This is a genomic window from Lacihabitans sp. CCS-44 (assembly GCF_024343735.1).
Lineage (GTDB): Bacteria > Bacteroidota > Bacteroidia > Cytophagales > Spirosomataceae > Leadbetterella.
The window spans coordinates 136,861-154,522 of sequence record NZ_RJUE01000061.1 but is presented as its reverse complement, the minus strand read 5'-3'; the positions used below and the strand labels follow the sequence as shown (position 1 = coordinate 154,522).

The 17,662-nt window shown below is 35.4% G+C and carries 20 protein-coding genes; 13 read left to right on the top strand and 7 right to left on the bottom strand.

The genetic code is table 11. The annotated features are described in order from the left end of the window. Nucleotides 1–333: 333 nt before the first annotated feature. The 3 genes from EGI26_RS17030 (at nt 334) to EGI26_RS17020 (ending at nt 2,313) form a co-directional block, all read left to right on the top strand. Complete coding sequence (locus EGI26_RS17030; RefSeq protein WP_255080264.1) at nt 334–1,578, top strand: thioredoxin family protein; 1,245 nt, start codon at nt 334–336, stop codon at nt 1,576–1,578. Nucleotides 1,579–1,672: 94 nt separating this feature from the next. Further along, nucleotides 1,673–1,906 (top strand): DUF4834 domain-containing protein, encoded by a 234-nt coding sequence (locus tag EGI26_RS17025; RefSeq protein ID WP_255080263.1) that lies wholly within the window; start codon nt 1,673–1,675, stop codon nt 1,904–1,906. A 2-nt stretch (nt 1,907–1,908) separates the two neighbouring features. Then, nucleotides 1,909–2,313, top strand: coding sequence for a DoxX family protein (locus tag EGI26_RS17020; RefSeq protein ID WP_255080262.1), 405 nt, complete (start codon nt 1,909–1,911; stop codon nt 2,311–2,313). On the opposite strand, the gene purN is transcribed toward EGI26_RS17020, so the two are convergent. Both purN and EGI26_RS17010 read right to left on the bottom strand, forming a co-directional pair. Further along, nucleotides 2,284–2,871 (bottom strand): phosphoribosylglycinamide formyltransferase, encoded by a 588-nt coding sequence (purN, locus tag EGI26_RS17015; protein ID WP_255080261.1) that lies wholly within the window; start codon nt 2,869–2,871, stop codon nt 2,284–2,286. The genes EGI26_RS17020 and purN overlap by 30 nt on opposite strands. A gap of 7 nt (nt 2,872–2,878) precedes the next feature. Next, nucleotides 2,879–3,667 (bottom strand): geranylgeranylglycerol-phosphate geranylgeranyltransferase, encoded by a 789-nt coding sequence (locus tag EGI26_RS17010; protein WP_255080517.1) that lies wholly within the window; start codon nt 3,665–3,667, stop codon nt 2,879–2,881. 190 nt (nt 3,668–3,857) lie between these two features. Here EGI26_RS17010 and bshA point away from each other — a divergent pair, with 190 nt between their 5' ends. From bshA to EGI26_RS16980, 6 genes are all read left to right on the top strand, one after another. Then, nucleotides 3,858–4,985, top strand: a complete 1,128-nt coding sequence (gene bshA / locus EGI26_RS17005; RefSeq protein ID WP_255080260.1) for an N-acetyl-alpha-D-glucosaminyl L-malate synthase BshA — start codon at nt 3,858–3,860, stop codon at nt 4,983–4,985. An 80-nt stretch (nt 4,986–5,065) separates the two neighbouring features. Continuing rightward, complete coding sequence (locus tag EGI26_RS17000) at nt 5,066–6,853, top strand: ABC transporter ATP-binding protein (protein ID WP_255080259.1); 1,788 nt, start codon at nt 5,066–5,068, stop codon at nt 6,851–6,853. Beyond that, nucleotides 6,850–7,500: a hexitol phosphatase HxpB gene (gene hxpB, locus EGI26_RS16995; protein WP_255080258.1), complete on the top strand. Its 651-nt coding sequence runs from the start codon at nt 6,850–6,852 to the stop codon at nt 7,498–7,500. The genes EGI26_RS17000 and hxpB overlap by 4 nt, the downstream gene beginning before the upstream one ends. Before the next feature lie 13 nt (nt 7,501–7,513). After that, the gene (locus EGI26_RS16990; protein ID WP_255080257.1) at nt 7,514–8,083 is read left to right on the top strand and encodes a pentapeptide repeat-containing protein; all 570 of its coding nucleotides are present in this window, start codon (nt 7,514–7,516) and stop codon (nt 8,081–8,083) included. 66 nt (nt 8,084–8,149) lie between these two features. Then, a complete protein-coding gene (locus EGI26_RS16985) occupies nt 8,150–8,473 on the top strand; it encodes a helix-turn-helix transcriptional regulator (RefSeq protein ID WP_255080256.1) in 324 nt (107 codons plus the stop codon). Beyond that, nucleotides 8,470–9,324, top strand: a complete 855-nt coding sequence (locus EGI26_RS16980) for an SRPBCC family protein (RefSeq protein ID WP_255080254.1) — start codon at nt 8,470–8,472, stop codon at nt 9,322–9,324. The genes EGI26_RS16985 and EGI26_RS16980 overlap by 4 nt, the downstream gene beginning before the upstream one ends. 59 nt (nt 9,325–9,383) lie before the next feature. Here EGI26_RS16980 and EGI26_RS16975 read toward each other — a convergent pair whose 3' ends face one another. Continuing rightward, nucleotides 9,384–12,017 carry a T9SS type A sorting domain-containing protein gene (locus tag EGI26_RS16975; RefSeq protein ID WP_255080253.1) on the bottom strand — a complete coding sequence of 878 codons (2,634 nt, stop codon included), beginning with the start codon at nt 12,015–12,017 and terminating at the stop codon, nt 9,384–9,386. Nucleotides 12,018–12,138: 121 nt separating this feature from the next. Here EGI26_RS16975 and EGI26_RS16970 point away from each other — a divergent pair, with 121 nt between their 5' ends. The 4 genes from EGI26_RS16970 to folK all read left to right on the top strand — a co-directional run bounded on the left by EGI26_RS16970 (nt 12,139) and on the right by folK (nt 15,665). After that, nucleotides 12,139–14,037, top strand: coding sequence for an ATP-dependent DNA helicase RecQ (locus EGI26_RS16970; RefSeq protein WP_255080251.1), 1,899 nt, complete (start codon nt 12,139–12,141; stop codon nt 14,035–14,037). A 92-nt stretch (nt 14,038–14,129) separates the two neighbouring features. Then, the gene (locus EGI26_RS16965) at nt 14,130–14,450 is read left to right on the top strand and encodes a hypothetical protein (protein WP_255080250.1); all 321 of its coding nucleotides are present in this window, start codon (nt 14,130–14,132) and stop codon (nt 14,448–14,450) included. Continuing rightward, complete coding sequence (locus EGI26_RS16960) at nt 14,431–15,186, top strand: geranylgeranylglyceryl/heptaprenylglyceryl phosphate synthase (RefSeq protein ID WP_255080249.1); 756 nt, start codon at nt 14,431–14,433, stop codon at nt 15,184–15,186. Before EGI26_RS16965 ends, EGI26_RS16960 begins: the two co-directional genes overlap by 20 nt. Further along, a complete protein-coding gene (gene folK / locus EGI26_RS16955; RefSeq protein WP_255080248.1) occupies nt 15,186–15,665 on the top strand; it encodes a 2-amino-4-hydroxy-6-hydroxymethyldihydropteridine diphosphokinase in 480 nt (159 codons plus the stop codon). The genes EGI26_RS16960 and folK overlap by 1 nt, the downstream gene beginning before the upstream one ends. 1 nt (nt 15,666) lies before the next feature. Here folK and EGI26_RS16950 read toward each other — a convergent pair whose 3' ends face one another. From EGI26_RS16950 to EGI26_RS16935, 4 genes are all read right to left on the bottom strand, one after another. After that, nucleotides 15,667–16,458: a thymidylate synthase gene (locus tag EGI26_RS16950; protein ID WP_255080247.1), complete on the bottom strand. Its 792-nt coding sequence runs from the start codon at nt 16,456–16,458 to the stop codon at nt 15,667–15,669. A gap of 93 nt (nt 16,459–16,551) precedes the next feature. Further along, nucleotides 16,552–16,746 carry a hypothetical protein gene (locus tag EGI26_RS16945; protein ID WP_255080245.1) on the bottom strand — a complete coding sequence of 65 codons (195 nt, stop codon included), beginning with the start codon at nt 16,744–16,746 and terminating at the stop codon, nt 16,552–16,554. Between the two features lie 53 nt (nt 16,747–16,799). Next, on the bottom strand, nt 16,800–17,222 hold the full coding sequence (locus EGI26_RS16940; protein WP_255080244.1) for an OsmC family protein: 423 nt from the start codon (nt 17,220–17,222) through the stop codon (nt 16,800–16,802). An 81-nt stretch (nt 17,223–17,303) separates the two neighbouring features. After that, entirely contained in the window at nt 17,304–17,657 is a 354-nt protein-coding gene (locus EGI26_RS16935) for a heavy-metal-associated domain-containing protein (protein ID WP_255080243.1), read from the bottom strand. Between the last annotated feature and the right edge of the window lie 5 nt (nt 17,658–17,662).

Sequence of the window (17,662 nt, the reverse complement as noted above, 5' to 3'; positions counted from 1 at the left end):
ATACTAATTCCTAATATAATTCGACCGCTCTGCGGTCGGATTGATACTTCACATACTAATTTCTAATATAGTTCGACCGCTCTGCGGTCGGGTTGATATGTCTAAAACCATTTTTTATTTTATTTCGACCGCTCTAAGGTCTTAATGAACAAGAGCAGAGCAATCAAATCATTAATACCCCCCCTTATTACTTTCTAAATGAATTGTATGTAAAAAAAATACTCTGTGATTTAAAACTTTGACCTATAATCAATAGCAAATAGGTTTTTTTATTGAAAACTCAATAATTAGGAACAAAATTTGTTATAAGGATAACAAACCATTTTCGTTTTAATGAAAAAACTCATTGTCCTTCTTTTTATAAGTTTTAATGCTATCGCTCAATTTCCTGACAATTTATTAGCTGATAGTACTGATGTATACACCAGTTTCAAATATGCTAAATACGATTCCTTAAAACTGGAGCTTTCAAAGCCTGAAAATCAAGAATTTTTAAAGGATTTTAATAAAAAGTTCGGAGCAAATTTTGATACAAAAACTCAATATGAAGCACTTTTGACGTCCAATATTGACCAGCTAGAAATGGATTTGTTTGACCAAAGAAAGGCTCAATTAGATTTCTTAAAAAAAGCTGATATTTCGAAATTTCTAGCCGAACATTTAGAAAAAGAAATAAAATACAACTATTGGCATTTGATTTTTTCGTATCCTATCGAAAGAGGTAATAAAGATCAGCAGCTTCGAAGGGTTATTTCGCTTCCAACAGTGATGGTTGCCAATTTGAAAGCTGAATTACTTAAAGATCAAAGCCTGATTCATAACAAATCATTCAGAAATCTGCTGATGTATTATATCACTTACAAAAACTCTGAGGAAAAGGATTTTGTGAAATACTCCAACCAATTGCAGTCTGTAAACGACAAAGCCGAGTATGCCTTAAAAAGCTTTAATAGTGATATTTTAGACTATTCTTTAGCTCAATTGCTGGTAAATAATAAGAAATACCTTACTGGAAGAACAACAAGAAGTATTGCCAAAAACATTAAAAACAACAACGTCAGGTATATTTTTGAAAGTAAATTCATAAATGAGGTTGTAGCCAATGAGGCCATCACAGCAGCAAAGAAAAAAGAAGAAGAAGCCAAAGCAGCACAAAAAGCGGCGGTGCAGTTTGCAGATTTAGAAGGAAAAAACTTCGATTTTAGCAAATATATAGGCAAAGTGGTTTATGTGGATTTTTGGGCAAGCTGGTGCGGCCCTTGTAAAGCTGAATTTCCTCATTCTAAAATCATGCATTCAGGGCTGTCTGAAGAAGATAAAAAGAAAATAGTTTTCCTCTACATTTCAATTGACGACACCGAGGAAAAGTGGAAAGGCGGCATTGAATCTAATGACTTGGGAGATTTTGTAAACGGTTGGGTAACGCCAGAGTGGTCGGCCAAGGTTTCACAACAATACATGATTCGCACGATACCACGCTATATGATGATTGACAAAACAGGCAAAATCGTAAATGCAAATGCCAAAAGGCCGAGCAGTCCCGAGACTTTGGGCGAATTATTAGAACTTGCAAAATAATTGGAAATAATAAGATTGAGAATACCAAAAATTTAATAATTTTGAATCAATAACGGCTTTGAAGCGTTTTATTTAAAAGAATAAAATAAAAAAAATGTTCAAGTTCATATTTCTTATATTGTTATTGTTGGTATTTGTGGCACCTCTCAGAAGGTTCTTATTTTGGCTCATTGTTGGAAGGCAGATAGTTAAAGAACAAAAAAAATATCAGCAACCTAACACTCCTGTACGTCCAGAAGGTGAAATAAAAGTAGATTACAAACCCAACAGAAACGACCGCCCAAATGAGTCTGGTGGACAATATGTTGACTACGAAGAAGTAAAATAATTATGTTGAGGAAAAAATTCCACATACCTATTTCCATAGATTTTGCTGTTTTGATCCTTCGGGTTTTTCCATCGCTTTTCATGCTGACTTATGGTTGGGAAAAACTCATAAAACTCATTTCAGGAGATTGGACTTTTGCAGATCCATTGGGATTGGGTGAAGGTATTTCTCTTTTTTTGGCCGTTTTAGCAGAGTTTTTTGGCTCTTTGATGGTCATTTTTGGAATATTGACACGGCCTGCATTGTTGTTGCTGATGTTTACAATGGCTGTGGCGGGATTTATAGTTCATGCACCAGACCCCATAACTGTAAAAGAACACGCACTAACGTTTTTGATTATCTATACAGCTATTTTCATCACTGGTCCTGGAAGATTCTCACTCGACAATCGAATTTTTAGCAGATAATATCTCTTGATATATTATCTCTGGAAAATACTGATATTCAAGCTCATGTATTTTCTTAGCAACATCTTCTGGTGAATCGCCTGAAGTAACTTCACACTTAGCCTGGAAAATCACTTTGCCTTCATCATATTTTTCGTTCACGTAGTGAATCGTAATTCCTGATTCTTTCTCTTGATTGGCCACAACAGCTTCATGGACATAATGCCCCCACATGCCCTTTCCGCCATATTTTGGCAATAAAGCTGGATGAATATTGATCATTCGGTTTTCAAACGCTCTTGTGAGATTATTGGGAACTAACCACAGAAAACCAGCTAATATAACCCAATCAATCTGCTGTGACTGAAGAATTTCGACAATTTTGTCAGTTTTAGAAAAAAGAGTTTTGTTGAAAATCAAAGTGGGAATATTCAACCTTTGGGCTCTTTCAATAACTCCTGCAGCTGGATTATTGGTCAATACCAAGGTAACTTCTATTTCTTCATTTGAGCTAAAAAACTCAACTATTCGCTCAGCATTAGATCCTGAGCCAGAGGCAAAAATGGCAATTTTTATCATATTATATTTACACAAAAACAATACTCGCAACACCCAAGAGCATAATAATCTTACAAATTCTGCTCAATTCAGCGAAGTGTTTTTTTCTATCTGCCAAAATTAGTTTATATAGCATTAGCAACAAAAGTAATCCCAAAATACCGAAACAAAGCCAAAGATTAAAGTTAGACAACTTGGCAAGTAAAATCAGTACCAGAGCAACAAAAAGCACTAACAATGAGTATATTATATTTTTTGTTTTTCTTATTCCCAAAAATATCGGGAGGGTTTTAGATCCATGTGCAGCGTCGCCTTTCATATCTTCCATGTCTTTTATAATTTCTCTTATGAGATTTATAAAGAAAGCAAACAAAGCATATATATGAATTATGATTCTACCAGGTTCATAATAAAGTGCGATTTCGCTTATAGATAATGCCGTTAAAAACGCCACGATAAGATTTCCTGAAAAAGGTTTTTTCTTAAAAATGGAAGCGTAGAACCACAAAATAGTCACCGAGAAACTATTTACCAATAAAATCTTCCAGCTCAAAAATAGTCCAAGAACAACGCCCATTCCACTCAAGATTTGGTGGATGAGCAATGCATATCTTCGTTTGATAATTCTTCCCACAAAAACCTCATCTGGCTTATTTATTTGGTCGATTTTAACATCAAAATAATCATTGATGATATATCCTCCAGCGGCAATAAGAACAGTCGACAACACCAAAATTAAAAACTCCCAATCCTTAAAAATTGAATTTTCAGCATTTTCAACCAAAAAATATCTCACCAAATACTGCGAAAATGCAATAATGAGCAGGTTGTTCCAACGAATAAGTTTTAGGAATGGTTTAATGAGATATTTCTTTGGTGCTCAAAAATATCAATAAAACCTTAGATAAAAAAAGGAAATGATTAATTGGCCTTCTTGTCCAAACTTCAGAAAGGGAATTATTTAGTTGCTTTTTGTTGTTGTATATTCAATACGCAAAAAATTAAGAATGAGAATCGGAATTGTATGTTATCCAACTTTTGGAGGCAGTGGAGTTGTAGCCACAGAACTAGGGAAAGCATTAGCACAAAAAGGTCACGAAGTACATTTTATCACCTACTCTCAACCTATCAGATTAGATTTTTTCAACGAAAATATTTTTTATCATGAGGTAAGTATTTCATCTTATCCTCTTTTTCAATACCCACCCTACGAGTCGGCCTTGGCTGGGAGAATGGTGGATGTGGTAAAACACGCTAACTTGGATTTGCTTCATGTGCATTATGCTATTCCCCATGCTACCTCGGCATATTTGGCCAAACAAATACTCAAAAGTGAGGGTTTGAATATTCCTGTGGTTACTACGCTGCATGGTACTGATATTTCAATAGTAGGCAGAGACCCAGCTTTGAGTCCAGTAGTAACGTTCAGTATCAATGAGTCTGACGGTGTTACAGCCGTTTCGAGAGATTTAAAAATAGATACAGAATCTGCATTTAAAGTAAATAAAGACATTGAGGTTATTTACAACTTCGTTGATTTAACGCGTTTTTATAAACAAGAAAAAGAGCATTTTAAGCGTTTTATCTGTCCAAATAACGAAAAATTATTGGTACATGCCTCCAACTTCAGACAGGTAAAAAGGATAGATGATATCATAAAAGCCTTTGCTGAAATAAGGAAACAAATACCATGTAAACTACTAATGGTGGGCGATGGTGAGGAAAGACAAAAAATGGAATTACTCAGTCGTGATCTTGGTTTGAGCGACGATATACGGTTTATTGGTAAGCTAGAAGCTATAGAAGAAGTACTTTCGGTGGCTGATTTGTTTTTTATGCCTTCTGAAAAAGAAAGTTTTGGATTGGCTGCTTTGGAAGCTATGGCTTGCGAAGTACCAGTAATTTCAAGTAATACAGGTGGATTGGCAGAACTAAATATTCATGGAGAAACAGGCTTTTTAAGCAATGTTGGAGACATTGATGATATGGTAAAAAATGCTTTGTTTATTCTGAAAGAAGAAAATCTCCCAATTTTCAAAAAGAACGCTCTGGAAAGAGCTAAACAATTCGATGTAAACGTGATTGTACAGCAATATGAAGCTTATTACCACAAAGTAATCGATGGTTTGAAATAAGCCTTTTTTTTGGTAATTTGCTTGAAAATTAACTCAGAAAGGTTGTAGATAATCGCCGCAAGGATTTGTAAAAATTTTAAATGAAAGAACTAGCTTACCTCAACAAATACTTCTACAAATACAAGTTCTATCTTTTTTGGGGTATTGTTTTTACGCTAGTTTCTAATCTTTTTGGCATTGTACCAGCACAAGTGGTAAGACATGCTTTGGAAATGGTCAAGATCAACATTGACCTGTATTTTTTGTTTGAAAACTCCTCTCTACAAGTTAGTTCTTATAAAATCATAACTTTTAGCATAGCTATTTTTGGCATATTGATATTGGCTATGGCTATTCTGAAAGGAATATTTTTATTTGCCGTTCGGCAAACACTGATTGTGATGTCAAGGCATATTGAGTATGATTTAAAAAACGAAATTTACGCTCATTATCAAACACTTCCGCTCTCTTTTTACAAGAAAAACAGCACGGGCGACCTCATGGCGAGGATTTCTGAAGATGTGTCTAAAGTTAGAATGTACATTGGCCCATCGCTCATGTATTTGCTCAACATGGTTATTTTGGTATTTTTGGTGCTTTCATACATGTTTTCAGTAAATGCTCGACTCACTTGGTATGTTTTAATTCCGATGCCAATCTTATCTATCAGCATTTTTTTTGTAAGTAGTATCATCAACAAAAAGTCAGAGAAAATTCAAAAAAGTCTTTCTAACCTTTCCACGTTCGTACAAGAAGCATTCTCCGGAATAAGAATCATAAAATCTTTTGCGAAAGAAGAAAATTTTGTTGAGACTTTTACCAAAGAAAGCGAAAACTATAGAAAGGAATCATTGAGTCTTACAAGGGTGGATGCTTTATTTTCTCCTGCCATTTCATTTTTGATTGGATTGAGTACAGTCATTTGTGTTTTTGTGGGTGGGCAAGAAATAATTTCTGGCAAAATAACCGCCGGAAATATAACAGAATTTATCATGTATGTATTTATGCTCACATGGCCATTAACAGCTCTCGGCTGGACATCCGGCCAGATACAAAGAGCGGCGGCTTCACAAAAAAGGATAAACGAATTTCTGAAAATCAAAACAGATATAGTTTCTATCGAAAACAAAAAACTGGAGCTTCGAGGAAAAATAAGCTTCAAAAATGTGAGTTTCAAATACCCTGATACTGGAATAGAAGCATTAAAAAATGTCAGTTTTGAAATAAATGAAGGAGAATCTGTCGCCATAATCGGCTCCACTGGTTCGGGAAAAAGTACGATTGCCAATCTTCTTTTGAGAATGTACGATGTTACCGAAGGACAAATATTGTTTGATGGCGTTGATATTAAGAATTTGAATATTTCCAATTTCAGAGAACAAATGGCTTATGTACCACAAGATGTATTTCTTTTTTCAGAAACCATAAAAAACAATATTCAGTTTGGAATAAATGGAATTTCAGAGGATAAAATTCATGAATCTGCTAAAAAAGCTGAGATTTACAATAACATCATGGACTTTGAAGAAGGATTTGACACCAAAATAGGCGAAAGAGGCATAACACTTTCTGGTGGACAGAAACAGAGGATTTCTATAGCAAGAGCCATTATAAGAAATCCCAAGATATTGGTTTTGGACGACTGTTTGTCAGCGGTAGACACCAACACCGAAAACGCCATTTTGAACAATCTAAAGGGAATTATGAACGAAAAAACTACATTTTTAATATCTCACCGGGTATCAAATGCAAGACTAGCGGATAAAATAATAGTGCTGGACGAAGGAAAAATTGTAGAACAAGGCACACACGAACAGCTCCTTCAAGCTGCTGGAATGTATAACGACCTTTACGAAAAACAAAGTTATACGGAAGCAATAGAATTATGATTTCTTTAGAAAAAATACAAGGTGTAATTTTCGATATGGACGGCTTGTTAGTCGACTCCGAACCACTTTGGCACATCGCTGAAAAAGAAGTTTTTAGTAGCGTTGGTATAAATCTAAGCACTGAAGATTGCCTCAAAACAACTGGAATGCCTACGGGGGTGGTTTTTGATTATTGGTATGAAATATCGCCATGGACTGGTAAGACCAAAAAAGAATTGGAAACGATGCTTTTTGAGAAAATGGTTTTACTTATAAAACAAAAAGCCAAGCCAATGCCAGGTGTATTGGAAACTCTAGAATATTTCAAAAAAAGAGGTCTAAAGATTGGCTTAGCATCTGCTTCTCCCCTTATGTTGATTGAAATTGTTATTGAAAAACTAGAAATCAAAAGCTATTTTGACTTCTATCATTCGGCCACTTTGGAGAAAAACAACAAACCGCATCCAGATGTTTATTTGACAGTAGCAAAAAAACTAAATTGTCCAATTGAAAACTGCTTAATATTAGAAGATTCTGTAAATGGTGTAAAAGGTGCAAAAGCATCTGGAGCCACGGTTATAGCCGTTCCTGAGGCTCATTTTTTTGAGTTTGACGAATACAAAATTGCTGACCACAAGATAAAAAGCCTATTAGAACTCATTAGTTGATTATAAAACAAAGATGTTAAAAAGTATAGAAAACGAGCGATTCTCGAAAATAAAAAGTGGCGATTCTCCATTAGAAAAAGCGGAATACGATTACTGTCAGTTTGTCGATTGTGATTTTTCGGATGCTAACTTCAGAGACTTTGTTTTTGCGGAATGTACTTTTACCAATTGCAATTTGAGCAATGCTACCATCATCAATTGTGGTTTTAAAGACGTTAAGTTTATCAACTGCAAAGCTTTGGGATTGCAATTTGCGAATTGTAACCCATTCCTATTTGAGGTAAATTTCAAAGACTGTTTATTAAATCACTGTTCTTTCTATAAACTCAATCTTAAAAAAGCCAACTTTGAAAACTGTTCATTGGAAGAATCGGATTTTGTTGAAGCCAATCTTACAGAGGCAGTCTTTAAAAACTCCAACCTTTTGGGTGCTATTTTTGAAAACAGTATTTTAGAAAAAGCAGACTTTAAGACCGCAATTAACTTCAGAATCAACCCATCTACCAACCGAATAACAAAAGCCATTTTCTCTTCTGAAAACCTAAGTGGGTTATTATTAGACTTCAAAATAATTATTAAGTAATTTTTTCTGCATATTATTGCGTAACCAAATAGTTACGCATATATTTGTAACCAATCAGTTACATATATGACACGTAGAGACGTATTTCAGGCCATATCAGATCCCACTCGAAGGGAGATCATTGGGCTTCTAACTAAACAACCGCTTAATTTAAATGCCGTCGCCGACAATTTTGATGTAAGTAGACCGGCCATTTCTAAACACATGAAGATCCTCACAGAATGTGGTTTGGTGATAATCAAACAAAAAGGAAGAGAACGCTATTGTGAAGCCAAACTGGACAAACTCAACGAAGTTTCTGTTTGGATAGAGAAATACAAGGAGTTCTGGAATCAGAAACTCGATGCTTTGGAAAATTATTTAGAAGAAATAAAACTTAAAGAATCATGAACCTTGAGAAAAATCAAATTGGAATTGAACGAATCTTAAACGCACCGATTTCGCTTGTTTGGCGAATGTGGACTGAGCCTGAGCATATTCAACATTGGTGGGGTCCAAATGGCTTCACCAGCACCATCCATAAAATGGAAGCAAAAAACAATGGTGAATGGAAATTTATAATGCATGGTCCCGATGGCACAGATTACAACAACTTTAACATATTTAAGGAGCTGGTTTTTCATGAAAAAATAGTGATTATTCACCAAGGGCCTCCACATTTTGAATTGCAAATGACTTTTGAAGATCTGGGAGAAAAAACCAAATTGACCTTGATTTCTAACTTTGAGTCAGAGCAAACTTTAAAAGAAATATTAAAAGAGGGCATTGTTGAGGAAGGCTTAAAACAAAACATCGAGAAATTAGAAGCTTACATTCCTACATCAAGTGATTTTGTAATTGAAAGAACATACAATGCTGACATTTCTAAAGTTTGGGAAGCTATTTCGAACAAAGATGTAATGAAACTGTGGTATTTTGATTTAGAAGAATTTAAGGCTGAGGTTGGTTTTAAGTTTAATTTTGTTGGAGGAGAGCCACCAAAAGAATATTTACATTTGTGCGAGATAGTAGAAGTCGTTCATGAAAAAACATTGGCCTACACATGGGCTTATGCGGGATATGGAGGCATTTCTACAGTCATTTTTGAATTAGAATCAATTGGAACGCAAACAAAACTGACACTAGCCCACAAAGGCCTTCAATCATTCCCGAGCAACAATCCAGACTTTGCAAAGAAAAATTTCGAAGCGGGATGGACATCAATTATTGGAACTTCCCTTTTAGAGTTTTTATATTCTTAAAACAGAAAAAAAGGATGCTTTTTTGGAGAAAGCATCCTGTTTTATTTACAATCCTGGTTTTATTTCTTAATGAATTTTTTCACTACGGCACCTCGCTTTTCTGTAAGTTTGAGCATATAAGTTCCCGGAGCAAAATTGCCAATGGCTATTTCATAATTGAGCATATTACCATCTGAAGGTATCATCTCGTCCATCATTTTGCTTCCTCTCAAAGAATACACCTCCAGTCTTACATTCTGGCTTTCAGCCAAGTCTAAGTTTATTTTCAAGGTTTCCTCTGTCGGATTTGGAAAAATTTTCAAGCCAACTATTGAAGTATTTTCATTGGCCAAAATCACAGGAATATCTTTCTGAATATAAAGATTATCAATGGTCCAACCCCACCCAGAGGTCCACTGATCAGCAAACATTCTGAATCTGATTAGAAGATTCTCACCAGCAAAATCTGATGTAAAATCCGAACCATATATCTGAACAGTCCTACGTTTTAGCATAGCTGAAGTAGCTTTTGCTATTGAGTTTGGTGCAGTACCTGACGAAAAACTACTATTAAAAGCATTGTTCCAAGTGGCATTGGCTCTGCTATCATAACCATCTTCTAGCGGAAACCAAAAACTTCCGTCCAAAGAACCCTCAACCACAACATAGTCGTAAAAGTCTTGATCGCCAAAAGATGAACCAACATCACCTGGCTCTACAAGAGCCACTTCATCAAATGTTATAGTTGCGTTGGTTGATTTTAATTCTATTGGAATTCTAAGCATCGCTATGTCACTTTTATCAAATGGCATATAGATTCCTCCATCTACTGGATCTAACAATCCTAAACCATTAATATAAGGATGAGCAGTATTTAATGCCTTAGACGCAAACCCATCTGCCTGATCAATATTGAATCCTAAAAGTGCAAAATCCTCGTTTGAGCTTTCAAAATCCGTTACATATTCAGTAACTGTTGAATTCTTAATAGATGTAACTGTAAAAGTATAGAAACCATCACCGGGCTTATCGTTTTGATTGGTCCCACTATAGTTTGTTGGTAATATGGTTTGATTACCTGCCTTATCCTTGGCCACAATTTGGTACCTGACCTTATCCCCAACCTTCAAGTCTGTTATCACATTTTCTGCCAGATAAGCATTGTCATCGGCTCTTCCTTGTGAGAAAACTGGATTATCTACACCAGGCTTATATTTTTTCAAAGGCTTTAAAGGAGCCTTTATGGCATTCACTGTAAATAAGATATATACTGTATCAATACCTTCCTGAAAGTCATCAATGACATTTGCCAAAATACTAACTGGTGAAGTAGATAGTAAAATATCCGGAGCATAATGCTCTATTCCTGGCCCAGAAACGTCTTTAGAGCCTATTTCAAAGCTGTAAACAAAATTAGATGCTTCCAATCCTCCATTACCCGGGCTTGTTGTGGTCAATCCATAGTTGTCTTTAATTTCAAAAAAGTATTCTACTTTAGTTGTATTAGCTGGTAGGTCAACATTCGCAAAATATTTTCCGCTTGTCGGATCCTTTTGCAATTCTACTATTTTAGCTTGGCTTGAAGCTGCGTCATTTAAAACATAAATCAACTTTGCAGAATTATTCACTAATGTTGTGTCTGACAATATTTTAGCTTCGAATCTAATCGCACCTGCTAATGCTCTATTTTTCAAGGGATCGTGGACAATCGAAGTACTTTTCCAACCCATATCTTGAAACATCTTCATAACCAATGGTCCTGGATTAAGGTTTTTTTCTCTTAAACTTGCCGTGGGCGTCATCAGCGAGTTTATGCCTCCGTTACCGTACTTATCGTCGTCCAAATGCGAAATGCTCGAACCTCCTTCCCAAGGATTAGGGGCATAAATCAAAACTTTATTTTCCTTGACATCGGCTTTGGTATTCGGTCCTGAGAAAAATATATCTTCACTTACCAAAGCATTCCTAAGCACATTTGAAGGATTCTTAAAAGTTAAAGTATCTATTAAACTCTTGGCTTCGCCATTTTGCAAAAATTTATCATAAATGGCATTAAACTTAGTACCAAAGCCATAAAAACCTTGTTGACCAGAGACACGCATAGAGGAGACAAAACCCAGCCCATGTCCTAATTCATGCAATACGATTGATGTAAAATCAAAAGTTCCGATAGGGACGTTAGAGGCAGTGCCATAATACCACGGGATTTTACTGTTAAACCTACAAAAAATATCATCCTCGTTGACAGAGTTCAGTTCCCTCCCTGCTAGTTTTTCTGCCAACGCCAATGGATAAAACGTATTTACTTCTCTAGCTCCTGGAAAATTTCTGTAATAATCGTTTGTATTTGCAGCTCCAAGAACATTATCTCCTAAATCTTCCCAATAAGCAGTAACCCTGATAGGAACAGTTGAAACTAACAGTTCTGCCCAAATATCAACAGCCCTTTGAAATGCAGCTTTAGCATTTTCGGGAAAGTCAACATATGTGACCACAAATGTGGCTGCTTGCCCGCCTTCAGTTCTCGCTTTTTTGTTAAGAAGTTTGGCTTTAACTTCTGCTGGCATGTCTACAAATGAAGGCCTATCTACAAAACTAGCAGGACAAATTATTTCCTGTCCTTTGGTATGCTCTATTTTGAGCTTATATTTTTGTTGTGAAAAGGCTAAAGATGAACTAAATAAACATAGTCCAAAAAGTACAAGTTTTTTCATAGTATAAATTAAATTTTCCTCGGTCAGTTTGTAAATATAAATCAAAAAACAAGGCCATTGGTTCTAAAAAGCAAAATAATCGATAGCTTTACATCAAATACGCAATTTCTCTTTCAAAAGTATGCTTCTTCCTGAGGAAATATTAAAAAAATATTGGGGCTACAGCGATTTTAGACCATTACAAAAAGAAATAATCAATAGTGTTTTAGCAAAAAATGACACAATGGCTTTGCTTCCAACTGGGGGTGGAAAATCTATTTGTTTTCAAGTTCCAGGTTTAATTCTTGAAGGAATTTGTATAGTTGTTTCCCCCCTAATTGCCCTCATGAAAGACCAGGTGAGGCAATTAAAAGAGAGGAATATTTCATCTGAAGCTATCTACTCAGGTATGAAATTCTCAGAAATTGAAGCTATTTTAGACGATGCAGTAGACGGGAAAATAAAATTTTTATATGTTTCACCCGAGCGACTTAAAGCCAGAAATTTTCAAGATAGAATCAAATATATGCAAGTTGGGCTTTTTGCCATTGACGAAGCACATTGTATCTCTAAATGGGGCTACGATTTTAGACCTGCCTATCTACAAATTAGCGATTTCAAAAAACTCATTCCTAATGTAAATACAATAGCACTCACCGCTACCGCCACAGAAAAAGTCAGAAAAGACATCATTGATAAACTAGACTTGAAAAAGTCAAACACATTTGTGCAAAGTTTTGCAAGAAATAATCTTTCCTACTCAGTCATAGAAACCGATCAAAAAGAGAACAAACTGCTTCAAATACTTATTAAAGTAGAAGGAACTGCAATAGTTTATACAAAAACTAGAAACAGAACTGTAGAATTTTCAAAATTCTTAAAAGCCAATGGTATTTCAGCTGATTATTACCACGCTGGTTTAAGTTTGAAAGAAAGAAACAAGAAACAAGAAGATTGGATAAATAATATAACGCGAGTGATGGTTTCTACCAATGCATTCGGAATGGGTATTGACAAGCCAGACGTTAGATGTGTAGTACACGTGGATTTATGCGAGAATCTCGAGGCTTATTACCAAGAATCTGGCAGAGCCGGAAGAGATAACTATAAAGCTTATGCCGTTTCACTTTACAATATCACTGATATTGAAAATCTAGAGACTAATTTGGAGCTTAAATACCCTGATCCCCAATTTCTTTCTAAAGTATACCAAAGTCTTTGTAACTATTATAAATTGGCATTTGAAAGTGAGGCCTTCGAGAGTTTTGATTTTGAAATCCAAAATTTTACAGCCACTTTCGGCATGAATGTTAGACTTACACATTATGCCCTCAAATTACTTGAAAGCCAAGGGTTGATTTATTTAAGTGATGCTTATTTTAATCCATCAAAGCTTAAAATCATAGCAAATCCAATTGATTTTTATAATTTTCAATTGCGAAATCCTTCCCTGGAATTGTTTTGCAAGACATTATTAAGAATTTATGGTGGCGAAATTTATGCGAATTATATCAGCATATCTGAGCAAGAAATAGGTAATTCGTACAATGCTTCGTTCAATGAAGTTTTACAAAATCTTAATTTGCTTAATAAGCATCATATCGTAGATTATAGTCCTCAGAAATCGGTGCCCCAACTTGGGTTTCTTACTCCAAGACAAGATGCTGAAAACCTATCAATAAACCATAAAGAGATAGAACAAAGAAAAATAAACGAAAAAAAGGCATTAAGGTCGGTAAAGCTTTACACTGAGCAGACTGCTAAATGCAGAATGTTGCTGATACAAGATTATTTTGATGAAAACACCTCAAAAACCTGTGGTATATGCGATGTGTGCTTAAAAATGAAAAGATTAGGCTTAGCAACGGAACAAACCAATGAAATCACCAAAAGAATACTTAACATCCTACCATCTACTCCGTCAAACTTAGAAAATAAAATGATTGGAGAAGATAAGCTACTGATTACTAAAATATTGAAATATCATTTTGAGTCTGGCACGCTGGCTATTGATGGTCAAGGTTTAATTTATAAAAGATAGAAAGACCATAGTTTATTAATTTTTCATCCTGCAAACCTCCGAATTTGAACCAAAAAGACTATTTTAGCATTGTTTTTTCAAAAGGAATCATCATGGAAATTAGGGACCAAAAAAAGAGTCAATTAGAAAATATTGCAAAATCTGCCTCAGATGCTATTCAAAATCAACTGGGTGATTATAAAGAAAAAGGCAAAAACTTGCTAATAGTCGGGGGAATTATTGCGGCCGCTTATGCAATAACCAGAGTTTTTAGTGAAGATAGCGAGGATGAGTCTGCGGGAAAAAAATCTGAGCCATCTTTTGTGGGTACGGCAATTACCGGCATGGTGACATCGGTGTTGCTGACCTTGGCGAAAAACAAAATCTTAGAGCTGATTGAGCAATTAAACCAGAATGAAGAAACTAAAGGATAACATATACGCCAACTGTAAATCTGGCAAAAAAGCTTTTGCTGTATTGCTAGACCCCGATAAGCTCAATCCTGAAATTCTAGAGAATAGAATTGCCTCAATAAACAGTTCTGCTGTAGATTATGTTTTTGTGGGTGGAAGCTTAATCTCTAGCGACAATATGAGCTTTGTTTTGTCAGAATTGAAAGAAAAAACCTTTATCCCAAAAATCATATTTCCGGGCAACGGACTACATATAAATGACTTAGCCGATGGAATATTATTACTTTCATTGATTTCAGGAAGAAATTCTGATTTCTTGATTGGGCAGCATGTGATATCAGCACCAATACTAAAACGCAGCAAACTCGAAAAAATTTCTACAGGCTACATGCTGGTGGATGGTGGAAAACCTACCACAGTTTCATACATAAGTAATACCATTCCACTACCAAACAACAAGCCAGACATAGCTGCTGCTACAGCTATAGCTGGAGAAATGCTTGGTTTAAACCTAATATACTTAGATGCCGGCTCAGGTGCTCAAATACCTGTTAGTGAAGCTATTATATCCACAGTAAAGAAAAACATTGAAGTGCCTTTAATAGTGGGTGGTGGTATAAACACTATTCAAAAAGCGTCAAAAGCACTTGCGGCCGGTGCTGATATTATCGTAGTTGGAAATGCAATAGAAGACAATCCAAGTTTTTTGAGTGAAGTATCACAATTGATAGAATCTTATAATTTAAGCGAAGCCTGATGTTTAAAGCTTACATAGGATTAGGCTCTAATCTTGGACAAAAAGAAGAAAATTTGAAGCTAGCTATTTCAAAGGTTGAAAATGAAATTGGGCAAATTTCAAAAAAATCAAGTCTTTTCGAAACCGAAGCTTGGGGAGTCGAAAATCAAGGCAATTATTATAACATGGCAATTGAAATACATACGAAATTATTGCCATTGGAGTTGATAGAAAAGGTTTTAGAGTTAGAAAAAGAGCTTGGCAGAGTCAGAGAAAAGAAGTGGGACAGCCGGATAATAGATATCGATATACTACTTTATGAAAATTTAATTATTTCTACAGATCACTTACATATTCCACATCTTTTTTTAGAAAAAAGAAATTTTGTTTTAGAACCGCTCAATGAGATCATTCCAAATTTTATTCACCCAAAACTAAGGAAAAGCATTGCTCAACTCTCAGCTGAGTCTATCGACAAAAGCTGGATAAAAAAACTTTAAATCAAACAGCAACAGGGGCTTTAATAAGTGGATAAGGGTCGTAGTTTAGCAATTCAAAATCTTCATACTTAAAATCAAAAACTGATTTAATTTCAGGATTTAGTTTCATGATTGGCAGAGTTTTTGGATTTCTGCTTAATTGCAGATTTACTTGCTCCATGTGATTGGAGTAGATATGTGTATCGCCACCTGTCCAAACAAAATCTCCCAAACCTAGGTCGCATTCTTGGGCAATCATCATAGTTAATAATGCATAAGAGGCAATGTTGAATGGCACGCCAAGAAATACATCGGCACTGCGTTGGTATAATTGGCAAGAAAGCTTATTATCAGCAACATAGAACTGAAAAAAAGCATGACAAGGCATGAGAGCCATTTCTGATAGTTCACCAACATTCCAGGCCGACACTATAATTCTTCTTGAATCCGGGCTATTTTTTAGTTGTTTCAGTACTTCCTTCAACTGGTCAATTTCACCATTTTTACTATCCCATGAACGCCATTGTTTACCATATACAGGACCCAAATCGCCACTTTCGCTGGCCCATTCGTCCCATATTTTCACTCCATTGTCTTTCAAGTATTGTATGTTGGTTTCTCCTTTTATAAACCAAAGCAACTCATGAATAACAGACTTTAAGTGGATTTTTTTCGTGGTTACCAATGGGAAACCTTCATTGAGATTAAATCTCATTTGATAACCAAAAACACTGATAGTACCCGTACCCGTACGATCTGTTTTCTCTGTTCCGTTATCTAAAATATGCTTGAGTAGGTCTTGGTATTGCTTCATTGGATAGTTTTTCTGAATTCTACACAAAAATAAACAAAAAAAAGGCTTCGCCTAAGCGAAGCCCATTTCTAACAATAAAAATCTAAATGAATATTATTTTTTCATACAAGACTTCTGCTCCTCTTTGGTACAAACTGCTTTACATTCTTGTTTGACCATTTCGGTGCAACAAGCCGATGACTTCGACTTTCTTAATTTTTTTCTTTCTCTATTCAAAGGAGAATCGGCCGCAAAAGACGACATCGACAAACCTACTAAAACTGCGAATAATGCTATTGACTTTTTCATGCTTCCTAGTGTTATTTTGATTGATACTAGATACATTTCAAACGCCGTGCCAACTATTCGTTAATCTCAAAAGAATGTGTAATTTCTGATGAACAAGCCAGCTGAGCCGTAGCCGAACAGTATTTTTCCATAGAAAGAGCAATAGCTTTTTCTACCTTATTTTGATCTAAATTGCCTTTAAAAACAAAATGGATATTGATTTTGCGGAAAGGTGACATTTCCGTCCCTTCAATTTTTACCCTTTCACCTTCTATCACTAGCTTCAGGTCTTCCAGAGGCTGTCTTTGTTTTTTTAGAATCAAAATAAGATCAATGGAAGTGCAACCTCCCAAACCCATCAATAACAATTCCATTGGCCTTGCACCAGCATTATGGCCACCGATATTTTCACCAGCGTCTATATTTACAGCAATACCCGAAGCTCCAGTAGCTTCGAAGTGAAATGCCTCGTCTACCCTATTTAATTCAACTTTCATAAAAATATTTTACTTAATAATAACCCTGCCTTAAAACACAAATTTAAAACAGTTTGCAAAAAAACCTCAGTTTTTGAGAGATTAATCCAAATGAGCAGCTGCGTCTTTCTGACAACAATCAGGCAATGCATCGTGTGATTTTTGATTGGCAATAACCTCATCAGCATCGTATCCAATTTTCGAAATCGACGCTTTCAATGCCGAAGGATTAGTCTTTTTTGGGTTATAAACAATGCTCACCGTTTTGTCACTCAAGTCAAGTTTTACTTTTTGAACCCCTTTAGTTTTGCCCATATCGCCTTCGATTCTTGCCTTACACATGCCACATTTGGCAGATGTTTTAAACTTCACGACTTCTGTTTTAGCTACACTTTGTGCGTTTGAGCCAAAACTAATGGCTAGAATAGTTACCAATACTGCTACGATTTTTTTCATTTTAT